At 64.4% G+C, this 13,589-nt stretch carries 16 protein-coding genes; 7 read left to right on the top strand and 9 right to left on the bottom strand.

The window, feature by feature from the left end; translation table 11 throughout:
• The first annotated feature begins 101 nt into the window (after positions 1-101).
• Complete coding sequence (locus VPH40_RS14735; protein WP_099666424.1) at positions 102-968, top strand: HDOD domain-containing protein; 867 nt, start codon at positions 102-104, stop codon at positions 966-968.
• A 107-nt stretch (positions 969-1,075) separates the two neighbouring features.
• Positions 1,076-2,284, top strand: coding sequence for a hypothetical protein (locus tag VPH40_RS14740; RefSeq protein ID WP_305054080.1), 1,209 nt, complete (start codon positions 1,076-1,078; stop codon positions 2,282-2,284).
• Positions 2,285-2,315: 31 nt separating this feature from the next.
• On the opposite strand, the gene VPH40_RS14745 is transcribed toward VPH40_RS14740, so the two are convergent.
• Positions 2,316-2,840, bottom strand: coding sequence for a DNA-deoxyinosine glycosylase (locus VPH40_RS14745; protein WP_328573797.1), 525 nt, complete (start codon positions 2,838-2,840; stop codon positions 2,316-2,318).
• Positions 2,841-2,935: 95 nt separating this feature from the next.
• Here VPH40_RS14745 and VPH40_RS14750 point away from each other — a divergent pair, with 95 nt between their 5' ends.
• Positions 2,936-3,364, top strand: coding sequence for an Mpo1 family 2-hydroxy fatty acid dioxygenase (locus VPH40_RS14750; RefSeq protein WP_046684331.1), 429 nt, complete (start codon positions 2,936-2,938; stop codon positions 3,362-3,364).
• Positions 3,365-3,500: 136 nt separating this feature from the next.
• Entirely contained in the window at positions 3,501-3,950 is a 450-nt protein-coding gene (locus VPH40_RS14755; protein ID WP_328573798.1) for a glycine zipper 2TM domain-containing protein, read from the top strand.
• Between the two features lie 22 nt (positions 3,951-3,972).
• Here VPH40_RS14755 and VPH40_RS14760 read toward each other — a convergent pair whose 3' ends face one another.
• Entirely contained in the window at positions 3,973-4,104 is a 132-nt protein-coding gene (locus VPH40_RS14760; RefSeq protein ID WP_328573799.1) for a hypothetical protein, read from the bottom strand.
• A 182-nt stretch (positions 4,105-4,286) separates the two neighbouring features.
• Between VPH40_RS14760 and VPH40_RS14765 the strand changes: the two genes are divergently transcribed.
• The gene (locus VPH40_RS14765) at positions 4,287-5,231 is read left to right on the top strand and encodes a DMT family transporter (protein ID WP_328573800.1); all 945 of its coding nucleotides are present in this window, start codon (positions 4,287-4,289) and stop codon (positions 5,229-5,231) included.
• On the top strand, positions 5,228-5,734 hold the full coding sequence (locus VPH40_RS14770) for a GNAT family N-acetyltransferase (protein WP_289913048.1): 507 nt from the start codon (positions 5,228-5,230) through the stop codon (positions 5,732-5,734). The genes VPH40_RS14765 and VPH40_RS14770 overlap by 4 nt, the downstream gene beginning before the upstream one ends.
• A 233-nt stretch (positions 5,735-5,967) precedes the next feature.
• Here the strand turns inward: VPH40_RS14770 and VPH40_RS14775 are convergent, their stop codons facing one another.
• Complete coding sequence (locus VPH40_RS14775) at positions 5,968-6,309, bottom strand: hypothetical protein (protein WP_328573801.1); 342 nt, start codon at positions 6,307-6,309, stop codon at positions 5,968-5,970.
• A gap of 14 nt (positions 6,310-6,323) precedes the next feature.
• Between VPH40_RS14775 and VPH40_RS14780 the strand changes: the two genes are divergently transcribed.
• Positions 6,324-6,503: a hypothetical protein gene (locus VPH40_RS14780; RefSeq protein WP_034746290.1), complete on the top strand. Its 180-nt coding sequence runs from the start codon at positions 6,324-6,326 to the stop codon at positions 6,501-6,503.
• An 11-nt stretch (positions 6,504-6,514) separates the two neighbouring features.
• Here the strand turns inward: VPH40_RS14780 and VPH40_RS14785 are convergent, their stop codons facing one another.
• The 6 genes from VPH40_RS14785 to hutH form a co-directional block, all read right to left on the bottom strand.
• On the bottom strand, positions 6,515-7,945 hold the full coding sequence (locus tag VPH40_RS14785) for a glycine betaine ABC transporter substrate-binding protein (RefSeq protein ID WP_328573980.1): 1,431 nt from the start codon (positions 7,943-7,945) through the stop codon (positions 6,515-6,517).
• An 84-nt stretch (positions 7,946-8,029) separates the two neighbouring features.
• Positions 8,030-9,256, bottom strand: coding sequence for an imidazolonepropionase (hutI, locus tag VPH40_RS14790; protein ID WP_328573802.1), 1,227 nt, complete (start codon positions 9,254-9,256; stop codon positions 8,030-8,032).
• 12 nt (positions 9,257-9,268) lie between these two features.
• Positions 9,269-9,844, bottom strand: a complete 576-nt coding sequence (locus VPH40_RS14795) for a HutD/Ves family protein (protein ID WP_099666416.1) — start codon at positions 9,842-9,844, stop codon at positions 9,269-9,271.
• Positions 9,844-11,220 carry a formimidoylglutamate deiminase gene (locus VPH40_RS14800; protein ID WP_328573803.1) on the bottom strand — a complete coding sequence of 459 codons (1,377 nt, stop codon included), beginning with the start codon at positions 11,218-11,220 and terminating at the stop codon, positions 9,844-9,846. Before VPH40_RS14800 ends, VPH40_RS14795 begins: the two co-directional genes overlap by 1 nt.
• Positions 11,205-11,993: an N-formylglutamate deformylase gene (gene hutG / locus VPH40_RS14805; RefSeq protein ID WP_328573804.1), complete on the bottom strand. Its 789-nt coding sequence runs from the start codon at positions 11,991-11,993 to the stop codon at positions 11,205-11,207. The genes VPH40_RS14800 and hutG overlap by 16 nt, the downstream gene beginning before the upstream one ends.
• A 20-nt stretch (positions 11,994-12,013) precedes the next feature.
• On the bottom strand, positions 12,014-13,573 hold the full coding sequence (gene hutH, locus VPH40_RS14810; RefSeq protein WP_289900202.1) for a histidine ammonia-lyase: 1,560 nt from the start codon (positions 13,571-13,573) through the stop codon (positions 12,014-12,016).
• Positions 13,574-13,589: the final 16 nt, after the last annotated feature.

Below are 13,589 nucleotides of genomic sequence, written 5' to 3' on the forward strand. Positions count from 1 at the left end.
ACAGCGATAATCGTCGGGCACTGCGCCAGACGCTCATGAAGCGGGCAGCGGCAGCGCGCGACAGAATAAGCACCGGGCACAAAAATGATGATGAAAGCGTGATGATGAGAGCGGCAGCGCAAAAGCAGATAGAGCAGGAAGATCCGGTTGACGCCTTGATGCGTTCCATCCGTATCCCGCCGCGTCCCAGCCTGCTGGTCGACTTGCAGCGCGAACTGGCGGAACAGGACCCGTCGCCGCGCCGCATCGCGCGCATCATCGCCGACGACGTCGGCATGTCGGGCGCCCTGCTGAAATTGGCCAATTCGCCGTTCTATGGCGCCGCGCGCAAGGCCAAGTCCGTCGAGCAAGGCATCAATTTTCTCGGCATCAACCAGTGCAGCGCCATGATGACGGGCTTGCTGGCACGCCAGGCGCTGGAAGCGGAAGGCGTGGAACTGACCAACTTCTGGGATGTGTCGGCCAAGCGCGCGCGCGCCCTGGTATTTACCTCACGCAAGCTGCGCATCGCCCCGCCCGACATCGCCCACACCTTCGGCCTGTTCTGCGATATCGGCGTGCCCCTGCTGATGAACCGCTTTCCCGACTACGTCAACACGTACGCGGCGGCCGCCAACGATGCGCACAATTGTTTTACAGCACTGGAAGACGCGCGCCACCAGACCAACCACGCGGCCATCGGCTGCTTGCTCGCGCGCAACTGGGGCTTGTCTTCCGACGTCTCGTGGGCGATTTTGCACCACCACGACTACACGGTGCTGGCCGATCCGTCCACGGACGACGCCATCCGCTCGCTCGTCGCCCTGTCGCTGCTGGCCGAAAAGGGCATTCAGCGCTACCATGGCAACAGTACCTCGCTGGAGTGGGACAAGGGCGGCGAACTTGCTTGCCAGCATCTCGGCCTGTCGCAGGAAGAAGCCGCCGACCTGCTCGACGAATTGCACGAGATGTTCGATACCGACCATTGAGGTATCAGGCGGCCGCGTCCGCCTGTATGATCCGTCCCGGCGCCTGGCATAAGCCCTGGCGCCTGTTTCCGTTTGCCTGACCCGTCTTTCTTAACCTGTTGATCGCCATGCCCAAAAATAAGCGCCCTGTCCCCCGTAAATCCGCCAACACGCCTGAAGACAAGGATGAATCCGTCACGCGCATGCTGTGCACGATGGCCCTCAACCTGGCGGAGCAGGAAGACAGCGAATCGCAGGGCACGGTGCTGGCCGAGCAAGCCGTCGAGTTCGGCCGCCTGATCCGCAAGGCCTTGAATCAAAAGAAGGATGAAATCCTGTACGACGCCATCGAGCGGGCGAAATACGAGGACGTGGGCGCCTACCAGTACCTGCGCAGCCATATCGAGGAAGCGGCGTCCATTTCCGTGATCCGCCGCGAGAATGCCCCGGCAATGGAAATCAACGCCTTCGTCGTGCCCCTGCTGGTGCAAAGCACGGGCGGCCTGAAGGAAGCGGACAGCTTCCAGGACCAGGACGCGTTCGAAGCGCTGGTGAAAAGTTTCCAGCAGGCAGAGCTGGAAAGCGCCAAGGCCAAGGTGGTCCTGATGAGCCACGCCTACGACCTCGATGAAATCGACCGCATCACCTATAGCCACCTGCACGAAATGGTGCGCGATGCGTACGCATCGATGACGGACAAGAAGATCGTCGCCACGCCGGGCCTGGAAAGCAGCATCGTCGGCTGGAGCGAGACGGCCTTCGGCCCACAGGACACGGCCGTCGAACTGCGCTTCCTGCTGGGCTTTGCCCTCAAGCGCGTGGACGACCCGTTCTACGCGGAACCGAAGGATGAAGCGGCGCTCGACGCCTGGTTCGACGCGCGCATGGCCCGCTACCAGCAGTGGACGACGGAAGTGGGCGATCTGGTGAAGCGCTGCCTGGCGCCGGCCGGCAACACCCTGGAAGTAAGCTTCCTCTACCAGGATCTGTTCCACGGTGGCAAGGAACAAGGGATGAGCGAGTATGCGATGCTGCAGATGATGTCCGGCATCAACCATGCATTGGCGGAAAACAACGTGGACGCGGGCGACGTCTCGGTGGTCGTCGGCCCGGCCGATGAGCACGGCGAAATGCTGCTGCGCGTCAACGTCAGCACGGCAGACGGCCAGTTGCTGCACAGCGCCGACAAGCCGCTGGACCTGGCCGCCGACTTGCAGGACGAAGTCGACGACATCTGCGACGCGCTGGCCACCATCGGCGTCACCCGCTTGTCAGTGGCGCTGAAATTCGACGCCAAGGGACAGCCGCTGGAAGCGCAGCCGTACGCGCCGGCCTAAAGCCGGCAACCTGATCAACTGACTCCGCGCATTACAACGGCTGCAATGTTTTCCATTGCAGCAACTTGGCGCCATACGCGAGCGTGTAAGCGGGGCTGCTCGACGGCAAGCTGACAATGCGGTAGCGCTGCGCGTGCTCGCCCAGCACCTTGATGCCCAGCTTGGCGGCCGTGCCGCCGTTGAAGGCGATCGTGTGCAATTGCGGCAGGCTGGCGGCCAGGGCCACCAGGTCGTTATCGTCGCGGGCGCGGATATTGCTGTCCAGGCTGCCCGTGCGCTGCGCCTGCGCCACCACATCCCACAGGCCAACGCCGTGCGCCAGCAAGGTGCTCAAGCGCGCTTCATAGGGCTGGCTTGTCAAGTCCACGCCCAGCACCTCTCCCAGCAGCCGCCAGAACTTGTTTTGCGGATGCGCATAATATTGGCTGTGCGCCAGCGATTTTTCGCCGGGCAAGCTGCCCAGTATCAGCAAGCGCGTATCGGCGTCGACGACGGGATCGAAACAGCGCTTGCGCGGGTCGGCGGCAGTGTCTGGCAAGAAGGCTGGGCTATTCAAATGAGCGGTCCGGAGGGGGAAATGAAGGGCCATTTTACCCGGCCACGCGACGGTGTAGAATTCCCGGACAACCATCCCTACACAAGAGACCGCCCATGCGCACCATCGACACCCTGCTGGCCCAGTATGGCGAAAGCCACCGCAACCACGTCAATGAATGGGTGCACATCGTGTGCGTGCCGCTGATCGTTTTCAGCCTGCTGGGACTGCTGTGGAGCGTGCATCCCAGCGTGGCGCTGCTCGGCAGTATTCTCGCTTTATACTATTACTACAAGCTGTCGCGTCCGTTTGCGGCGGGCATGCTGGCCATGCTGGCCGCCATGCTGGGCCTGCTGCTGCTCATGCCGGCGCTGACCATCCTGCCCGTGTCGCTGGCGCTGTTCGTGCTGGCCTGGATAGGCCAGTTCATCGGCCACCAGATCGAAGGCAAGAAACCGTCGTTCCTGGACGACTTGCGCTTCTTGCTGGTGGGACCGCTGTTCGTGCTGGGATTTTTGTACCGGCGCCTGCGGTTGGCGTATTGAGCAGCAAGCGGTCACGCGGGGCCGTAACAGATTTTTACTATTCGCAACTAGTTATATGAGGCAAGTGTCCTTATGATAAGTCATCATCTGTCGGTCAATGTAATCGGCAACTAACTTTTGTCCAAGGGAGTCCCACATGAAAGCACCAATTATTGCAGTGGCATTGCTCGCCACCCTGGCCGGCTGCGCCGTACAACCGAACTCGGCGAATGTGTACAACGCGCGCCAGGCGCAGAATGAACAATCGGTTCGCATGGGCACGGTTGAATCCGTGCGCCAGGTAACCATCGACAAGGGTGAAACGGGCACGGGCGTGCTGGCTGGCGCGGCGATGGGCGGCGTGGCCGGCTCGACAGTCGGTGGCGGCAAGGGCGCCATCGCGGCCAGCATCCTGGGCGCCGTCGCCGGCGGCATGGCGGGCAAAAGCATCGAAGCGAACGCTTCCAACAAACCCGGCCTGGAAATCACCGTACGCCTGGACAATGGCGACATGCGCGCCATCGTGCAAGACGCGGACGAGCTGTTCCGTCCGGGCGAACGCGTGCGCCTGCTGTCCGATGGCCGCAAGACCCGCGTCACCCACTGATCTGCTTGCCGGCGCATGCGCTTTAGCCGAATGCGCCGGCCGCCATTAGCAAGGCCGAGGGTGACATGCCCTCATGCAGCCAGATGGCAACCAAGGTTGCCACCACGACATACACAAGCACGCTCCATATTTTGATCTGCAGTGAGGCTGGCATGGCGGTCCCCTTCAAAGATGCAATTCAGAAAATGTTTACTTGATAATAATGTAAATATTTTCATAAATTCAACATTTTCCAGAAGCACTGCGCTGGCTCAATGCCTCGTTGTCTCCTGACCACGCTTTGAGCAAGCTCGGCCAAGACTCGCCATCCCCGCGCGATGCCCGTATACTTGCGCGATGTCCTCTCCTCTCCTGTTCATCATTGCCTGCCTGATCTGGGGCTCCACCTTCTGGGCCATCACCTTGCAGCTGGGCGATGTCGCCCCCGCCGTTTCCGTGGTCTACCGCTTCGGCCTCGCGTCCGCCACCCTGTTTGCCTGGTGCGCCTTGCGCGGCGACCGCTTGCGCCTGCCCTGGCGCGCGCAGAAATGGATGCTGCTGCAGGGCCTGGCCTCGTTTGCCCTCAGCTATGTGTGCACGTATAGTTCCGAGCAATATCTCGTCTCGGCCCTCGTCAGCGTGCTGTTTGCGCTGATGGTGTTCTGGACGCCATTGCTCAACCGCATCGCTTTCGGCACGCCCATCACCTGGAGCACCTGCTGCGCGGCCTTCGTCGCCATCTGCGGCATCGTGCTGCTGTTTTACCAGTCCATCGGTGCGGCACTGCAAGATATCCTGGGCGGCGGCAATGGTCATTTCCTGCTCGGCTTCATGCTGGCCCTGGTGGCCACCGTGTCCAGTACGGCAGGCAACGCCCTCGTCATGAAAGTGCGCGAGCATTCCGGCAACGTGATGCTGACCATGGCCTGGACCATGCTGTGGGGCACCTTGATAGTGGCCGCCTGGGCCGTCGCCACGGGCCAGTCCTGGCAATTGCCCCCGCGCCCCAGTTATTGGATGGGATTGCTGTACCTGGCCATCTTCGGCTCGGTCATCGCCTTCAGCGCGTATTTCACGTTAATCGCCCGCATCGGCACGCAAAAGACCGTGTATATCGGCGTCGTCACCCCCGTCATTTCCGTGCTGCTGTCGGTGCAGTTCGAACACTACCGGCCCGCCGCCATCGAATGGGTGGGCATGGTGCTGTGCCTGTCCAGCGTGGCCTGGGCCCTGACGTCGGGGGCGCGCAAGACGGCTGCTGTTTCCTCTATTTCCACCACTCCATCCGCAAAGGCAACATGAGCACCTCTTCCTCCCTCGCCATCCGTCCCGCGACCGCATCCGACGTGGCCGCCATCTTTGGCATGATCCATGAACTGGCCGTGTTTGAAAAACTCGAACACATGATGATCGCCAGGGAATCCATGCTGCACGACAGCCTGTTCGGCGCCCATCCCGCGTGCGAAGCGCTGGTGGGCGAGGAAGATGGCGAGGTGGTGACGTTCGCCCTGTTCTTCCACAACTTTTCCACCTTCCTGTGCCGCAAGGGCTTGTATCTGGAAGACCTGTATGTGAAGCAATCGGTGCGCGGCAAGGGCTATGGCAAGCAGATGCTCGTGGCGCTGGCGCAACTGGCCGTCGCACGCGATTGCGGCCGCTTCGAATGGTCGGTGCTGGACTGGAATGAAAACGCGATCAATTTCTACAAGGGCATGGGCGCGGACGTGATGCCGGACTGGCGCATCTGCCGGGTCGCTGGCGATGCCTTGACGCAATTGTCGGCGGGTACGCCGCAACCACTGTGATTGGCACTGCATCGCGGGAACTGCAAATGCAAGTTCCCAAAAAAATCCCCGCGGGCTAGCGGCACCGCGGGGTGAACCCATTGTCAAGTGGGAGGGGGAGAATGCAATCAACGGTTATCAATATAAACGCTGCCGCTTGCCACCGCGCAGACCTTTACATTTGCTTACCGGGCCTTACATTTGACTTAAATCCGCTAACCAAGTGTCACCGAGTGTCGCTCGGATGACACTGATTATTTCCGTGGTTCAATCAATGTGCCGTGCAAACCGATATGTTGTTGCGCAACCCCACTGCCGCCCTGCGTATTTGTATAGATTTGGTACACTGTCAGGCAGGCGATGCAGCCAGCAACCACGGCGAAAATGACCATGCGACGCTCCTTGAGTATGCTTGAGGGAATCAGGACCCGCGGCGCCTGATGATGACCGGGCGAGCAGGGAAGATTCAGTGTGGCATCTTCGGTCAGGGGGGCATTGCGCAATCTCAAACGCGCCAATTTGACGGGGTCATGGCATTTGATATGGCGCAAAGTGGCGGCATTCCGCTCACACAAAATGAACGCATCGTTACGCACCTGGGAGCCACATCATGAATGTCTCTGCCAAACCGCTCGTCATGAAAATCTACCGCGCCTACCTGCGCTCCCGCCTGGAGCGCTACACGCGCGACTTGCAAGCCATCGCCGAACAGCGCGAGAACGACTTCCAGGCTGAACGCATCCTGCACCAGGCCGTCGTCTCGGTGCGCTCCAAACTGCACTCGCTGTAACCGTGATGCCGTCAGTGCTGCCGGCCGGCCACGGCCCAGCGCTCCACCAGCTCGAACAAGCCTTGCGTCAGCAGGGCCAGCACGGCTGCGGGGATGGCGCCGGCCAGCAGCATGTCGTTGTCATTCAGCGCCAGGCCGATGGTGATGCGTTCGCCGTAGCCGCCCGCGCCGATGAAGGCGGCGATGGTGGCCGTGCCCACGCTCATCACGGCCGCCGTTTTGATGCCCGCCAGCATCACCGGCAAGGCCAGCGGCAAGTCCACGTGCAGCAAGCGGTCGCGCTTGCTCAAGCCCAGCGCCAGCGCCGCCATGCGCAAGCCTTGCGGCACCTGCAAGATGCCCGTGCACGTGTTGCGCACGATGGGCAGCAAGGCGTACACGAATAGCGCGACCAGCGCCGGCACGGTGCCTATCATGCCCAGCAGCGGGATCAATATCGCCAGCAAGGCCAGCGACGGCACCGTCTGCAGCACGCCGACGAAGGCCAGCACCGTTTGCCGCAGCGGCGCCGATAGTGCCGCCAGCACGCCCAGCGGAATGCCGATCAGGCACGCCAGCGCCACCGACAGCAGCACCAGGGTCAGGTGCTGGCGCGTCAGGGTCCACAGATCGTCGCCGACGAGTTTATCGAGCAGCTTGCTGCGCGCGGCGGCCGGTTTTTTCGCCGACGTGCCGGAGGCCAGCCACTGGTGCGCCACACCGGAAAAAGTCTTGCCATCGATTTCCACGGCCGCATTCATGGCGATCATGTCGCTCTCGCTGATGCGCCCCTGCAAGCCTTGCAGCGCGAGCCAGGCGGCGGGAAAACGCTGCGGCACGTCGAGCCGGTACAGGAGCATGGCGTCGTAGCGGGGAAAATACTGCTGCGTATCGGCCAGCACGCGCAAGCCGTACTGGCGTATCTTCGCGTCCGTCGAATAGATGTCGATCACATCCACCTGGCGCTGCGCCAGCGCCTCGTAGGCGATGCCGTGATCGAGCCCGCGCGGGCGCTGCGGCAAGCCATAGCGCGCGGCCAGGCCCGGCCAGCCGTCGACCCGGCCGATGAATTCATGCGACAGGCCGAACTTCAAGGCGGGATGCTGCGCCAGCTGCGCCAGGCTGGCGATGCCCGTTTCATCGCCGCGCATGGCCAGCGCATAGGTATTGTTAAAGCCCAGCGGCACGGCCACGCCCAGGCCCAGCGCCGCCAGCTCGCGCCGCATCTGCGCCAGATCAATGGCCTTGTCGTGCTTGAGGATTTCGCCGGCGATGGTGCCCATGTATTCGGCATACACGTCGATGCTGCCCGCCTGCAGCGCGGCCAGCACGATGGCCGTGTTGCCCAGGCCCTGGCGATGCAGCGCCTTAACGTGCGGCGCGGCGCTCTGTTTGACGATTTCGCCGAGAATATATGATTCCGTAAAGCGCTTCGAACCCACCTTCAAGGTGCCGCCGTCCATGGCAAGGGAGGATATGGGCGCGGCGGCGAAGACAAGTAACAACAGCAAATAAGCAAGACGCACGCGGCGCTCCAGGACGGATGATCAATCCGGCAAGCTTACCACCGGCGCGCGCCAGACACCGCCATGCACCACGCCCGCGCACGGGTTCAGGCCCAGCGCATACGCCAGGTCGGCCGGGCGCGCGATGCACCACAGGGCGAAATCAGCGCGCTTGCCCACCGCCAGGCTGCCCGTTTCCTGCTGCAGCCCCAGTGCGCGCGCCGCATGGATCGTGCAACCGGCCAGCGCTTCCTGCGGCGTCAGCCGCCACAGGGTGCACGCCATGTTCATCGCCAGCAGCAGGGACGTCATGGGCGACGTGCCCGGGTTGCAATCGGTGGACACGGCCATCGGCACGCCGGCCGCGCGCAAGGCCGCCACGGGCGGCGGCTGCGTCTCGCGCAAAAAGTAATACGCGCCCGGCAGCAGCACGGCCACCGTGCCATGCTGCGCCATGGCGGCGACGCCCTCTGCCGACAAAAATTCCAGGTGGTCGGCCGACAGGCCGCCGTGGCGCGCCACCAGCGCCGCGCCGCCCAGGTCCGACAGCTGCTCGGCATGGAGTTTCACAGGTAGCCCCAGCGCTTTCGCCGCCTCGAACACGAATTCCGTTTGCGCCGGCGTAAAGCCGATGCGCTCGCAAAAGGCGTCGACGGCGTCCACCAGGCCGTCGCCGGCCAGCTGGGGCAGCATCTGCCCGCACAGCAGCCCGATATACGCATCGGCCTGGCCTGCATACTCGGGCGGCAGCGCGTGCGCGCCAAGGAAGGTGGTGCGCACGGATACGGGCAGTGTTTGCCCGATGCGGCGCGCCACGCGCAGCATCTTCGCCTCGCTGTCCGCGTCGAGGCCGTAGCCGGACTTGATCTCCAGCGTCGTCACGCCCTCGGCCAGCAGCGCCAGCACGCGGGGCAGACTTTGCCGCAGCAATTCGTCGTCGCTGGCCGCACGCGTGGCGCGCACGGTGGACATGATGCCGCCGCCGGCCCGGCTGATGTCTTCATAGCTGGCGCCATTCAGGCGCGCCTCGAATTCGTCGCTGCGGTTGCCCGCGTGGACGATGTGCGTGTGGCAGTCGATCAGGCCGGGCGTGAGCCAGCAACCCTGGCCATCGAACAGCACCGCGCCGCTGGCCGGCAATTCGTCGCCGGCGCCGAACCAGGCGATGCGGCCATCCTTGACGGCGATGGCCGCGTCCAGCAGCTCACCATAACCGTGCTCCATGGTGGCCAGGTGGACGTTGTGGATGACCAGGTCCCAGTCTTGCATCGCTTTCTCTCCCTAGGTAAACAGGTCGACGCACAGCACGGGCGAACGCTGCAAGGCGTCGAGCCGCCATTCCTGCGCATCGTCGGCGTCCAGCAGCAGCGCGTCATGGCGGGCCAGCGCGAACTGCTGCTCGCCACCGCGCGCCAGCACGTGGCCTTCGCCGGCGACAAACAGCAAGGTCGCCGCGCTGCGCCGCACCAGCCGGCACGGGGCCGTGATTTTTTCCAGCTGGTGGCGGCAGCGGTCGCGCCGCGTCATCACATTGAAATCCGTCGTCGTCCCCCTGACTTGCGCCTCCACGGCCGCTTCGCCGGGAAACCACAGCATCGGTTGCGCCGCGCTCAAGGTCACCTTGCGCGCGCCATCGAACGTCAGCTGCACGCTGTCGCCATCGACCAGCATCAGGCTGCGGTCGATGCCGGGAAAACTGGAAAACGGCCCGCTGGCCGTGATCGTCGCCAGACTGATACGCCAGTCGAATTCCATCAGGCTGGCGCCGGGTGGAGCAATGGCGATTTCCATCGTGCTGCCGCCGCCGTTTTTCCACGGCGCGGCGCGCAGGCATTCCTGCGGGATGAAGGTCGCCATCAGAGCGCCCTCAGTTGCGCCAGCGTGCGCTTGTAGGCGGCGGCGATGGCGTCCTGCGCCACGTGGCGCCCGTCGCGCACCTGCCATTGGCCGCCGCACAGCACGTCGCGCACCAGGTTGTCGTTGCCGCAGAAAAGTACGCTGCCCAGCACATTTTCGATGGCCACGCCGCACAGGTTCACATGCGCCTCGTCGAGCACCAGCAAGTCGGCGCGGCAGCCGGGCGCCAGCGCACCGAGCTTGCGCCCGGCCGCCTGCGCGCCCCCTTGCAGGGCCGCCTGCCACAGGTAGTCGCCCACATGGCGCTCCTGCGGCGTGGCGGCGACATTGCGCTGCTGCCGCTGCAAGCGCTGGCCATATTCGAGCCAGCGCAATTCCTCGACGGGCGACTGCGATACATGACTGTCGCTGCCCACGCCAAAGCGCCCGCCGGCAGCGATGAATTCGGCCAGCGGGAACAGGCCGTCGCCCAGGTTCGCCTCCGTCGTCGGGCACAGGCCCGCCACGGCGCCGCTGGCGGCCATCAGCGCCACCTCGTCTGGCTGCACATGCGTGGCATGCACGAGGCACCAGCGCGCATCGACGTCGACCTGCTCGTACAAATACTGCACCGGGCGCCGGCCGCTGTAGTCCAGGCACTGGCGCACCTCGCCCTGCTGTTCAGCGATGTGGATGTGGATGGGGCGGCCCGCGGGCAGCGCCTGCGCCACCTGTTTGATCTGCGCCACGCCGGCCGCGCGCAGCGAATGGGGCGCAAAGCCCACCTCCACCTGCCCGCCGCGCTGCGGCGCCAGCGCCTCGACGATGCGCAAGACATCGTCCGCACCGGTGCGAAAGCGCGCCTGCTCCGGCTTCAGCGGTTGCTCGCCAAAACCCGCATGGCTGTACAGCACGGGCAGCATGGTCAGGCCGATGCCGCTGAGGCGCGCCGCCGCCAGCACCCGTTCCGCCGTTTCCGCGGGACGCGCATACAGCGCGCCGGCCGCATCGCGCTGCAGGTAGTGAAATTCGCACACGGCCGTGTAGCCATGGCGCAGGCATTCCGCAAACAGCTGCGCGGCGATGCTTTCCATCTGTTCCGGCGTGATGTGGCGCGCGAAGCGGTACATCAGCTCGCGCCACGTCCAGAAACTGTCCGGCCCGTCACCCGCGACTTCCGTCATGCCGCCCAGCGCCCGCTGAAACGCGTGCGAATGCAGGTTGACCATGCCGGGCAAGACATATTCGGCCACTTCGGCGCCGGCAGGCGGCGCGGCGTTTTCCGCCACCGCCGTCAAATCCCCATTCTTGTCCCATTCCAGCAGCACGTCGCGGCGCCAGCCTTGCGGCAGCAGCGCATGGCGCGCAAACAGGGACGCACTCAACGCGCCACCCATGCCACGGCCGCTTCCATCATCTGGCGCAGCAGCGGCTGCACTTGCGCCGCCAGGTCGGGCCGGTAGCCAAACGGTTCCTTTTCGTCCATGTACAGGCACTGGCACATCTCCAGCTGGATCGCATGCACGCGACCTTCCGGCTGGCCGTAGCGGCGCGTGATATGGCCGCCCTTGAAGCGGCCATTCAAGGCCACGGTAAATGCCTCCTGCGCGCGCGCGATATCGACCACGGCGGACGTCAGGCCCGCATCGCAGCTGGCGCCATCGGCCGTGCCGAAGTTCAGGTCGGGCAGCTTGCCGTCAAAGAAGCGCGGCACGCGCGAAGCGATCGAATGGGCATCCCACAGCACCACGGCGCCATGCACGCGCAGCAGCCGGTCCAGTTCCGCGCGCAGCTGCGCATGATATGGCGCCCAGTAGCGCTGCAGCCGCTGCCGCACGTCCTGCGCATCCGGTTCGCGGCCGGCCAGGTACAGCGGCTCGCGGTGAAAGGTATCGTTGGGCAGCAAGCCCGTCGTATCCTGCCCCGGATACAAATTCGTGTCTTCCTGCGGGCGGTTCAAGTCGATGGTGTAGCGCGACCAGCGCGCCGACAGCACGGACGCATCCATCTCCTGCAAAAAGCCATACAGCTCGCGCAGATGCCAGTCCGTGTCGGCCTTGACCAGGGCCTGCGGCGTCATGCGCGCGGCGATATCGTCCGGTATGTCGGTGCCCACGTGGGGCATCGACACCAGCAGCGGAATGCTGCCTTCATTAAAGCGGAAATCCATGCTTGTCTCCTTGCTCCAGCTCAAGCGTACAGCGGAGCGAACAAATTCTTGCACGTGCTGCTCAACTCACCCTGCAGCACCATCTGCTTGGCCGCTTCGATGTCGGGCGCGAAGAAGCGGTCGGCGTCGAAGAACGGCACTTTCTGGCGCAACTGGTGATGCACATGTTCCAGGTGCGGCGAGGTTTTCAGCGGACGGTGGAAATCGATGCCCTGCGCGGCGGCCAGCAGCTCGATGCCGACGATGACGGCCGTGTTGTGCGCCATGTCGTCCAGGCGGCGCCCGGCGAACGTGGCCATGCTCACGTGGTCTTCCTGGTTGGCGGACGTCGGCAGGCTGTCAACGCTGGCCGGATGCGCGAGCGACTTGTTTTCCGACGCCAGCGCGGCAGCCGTCACGTGGGCGATCATGAAGCCGGAATTGACGCCAGGGTCGCGCACGAGGAAAGGCGGCAGGCCGGACAAGGTGGCGTCGATCAGCAGCGCGATGCGGCGCTCGGCCAGCGCGCCGATCTCGGAAATCGCCAGCGCCAAGGTGTCGGCCGCAAAGGCCACCGGCTCCGCATGGAAATTGCCGCCCGAGACGATTTCCGCCTGCCCGTTGGGGCCATCCTGGAAGATCAGCGGGTTGTCGGTGACGGCATTGGCTTCGATCAGCAGGGTGCGGCCCACGTTGCCGATCAAATCGAGGCAGGCGCCCATGACTTGCGGCTGGCAGCGCAGGCTGTACGGATCCTGCACGCGCTCGTCGCCTTCCAGGTGCGAAGCGCGAATCGCGCTGTGCGCCACCAGCTGGCGGTACATCTGCGCGGCCAGGATCTGCCCCGGCTGTCCGCGCACGGCATGCACGCGCGCGTCGAACGGCGAATCGCTGCCCTTGGCCGCGTCGAGCGACAGCGCGCCCGTGACCATGGCCGCTTCCAGCAGGCGCTCGGCCATGAACAGGCCATGCAGCGCCAGCGCGTTCGACACTTGCGTGCCGTTGATCAGGGCCAGGCCCTCTTTCGCCGCCAGCACCACGGGCGCGATGCCCGCCTGCGCCAGCGCCTCGGGGGCCGCCATCAATTCGCCGTTGACGCGCACGTCGCCCACGCCCAGCATGGCCAGGGTCATGTGCGACAGCGGCGCCAGGTCGCCCGAGGCGCCGACGGAACCTTTGGCGGGAATGGCCGGCATGATGCCCGCGTTGTACAGGGCGATCAGGGTGTCGACGATCAGCGGGCGCACGCCGGAAAAGCCGCGCGCCAGGCTGCCGATCTTCATCAGCATGATCAGGCGCACGACGGCGTCCGACAGCAGCTCCCCCGTGCCGACGGAATGCGACAGGATCAGGTTGCGCTGCAACTGCTCCAGCTTTTCATCGGGGATGCGCGTCTTGGCGAGCAGGCCGAAGCCCGTGTTGATGCCGTACGCCGCGTCGCCCTTGGCGACGATGGCTTGCACGGCGGCGGCCGACGCCTCGATGACGGGATAGGCCTCGGCAGCGAGGGTCAATTTTGCCGGCGCGGCCCAGACGGCGCGCAGGTCGGCCAGGGTCATCGCGCCCGGTTTCAGGGTCCAACTTTTGGCATGCTGTGTCATAGTCATTCGAATCGAG

The organism is Janthinobacterium sp. P210005 (genome assembly GCF_036231865.1).
GTDB classification, from domain to species: domain Bacteria; phylum Pseudomonadota; class Gammaproteobacteria; order Burkholderiales; family Burkholderiaceae_D; genus Janthinobacterium; species Janthinobacterium kumbetense.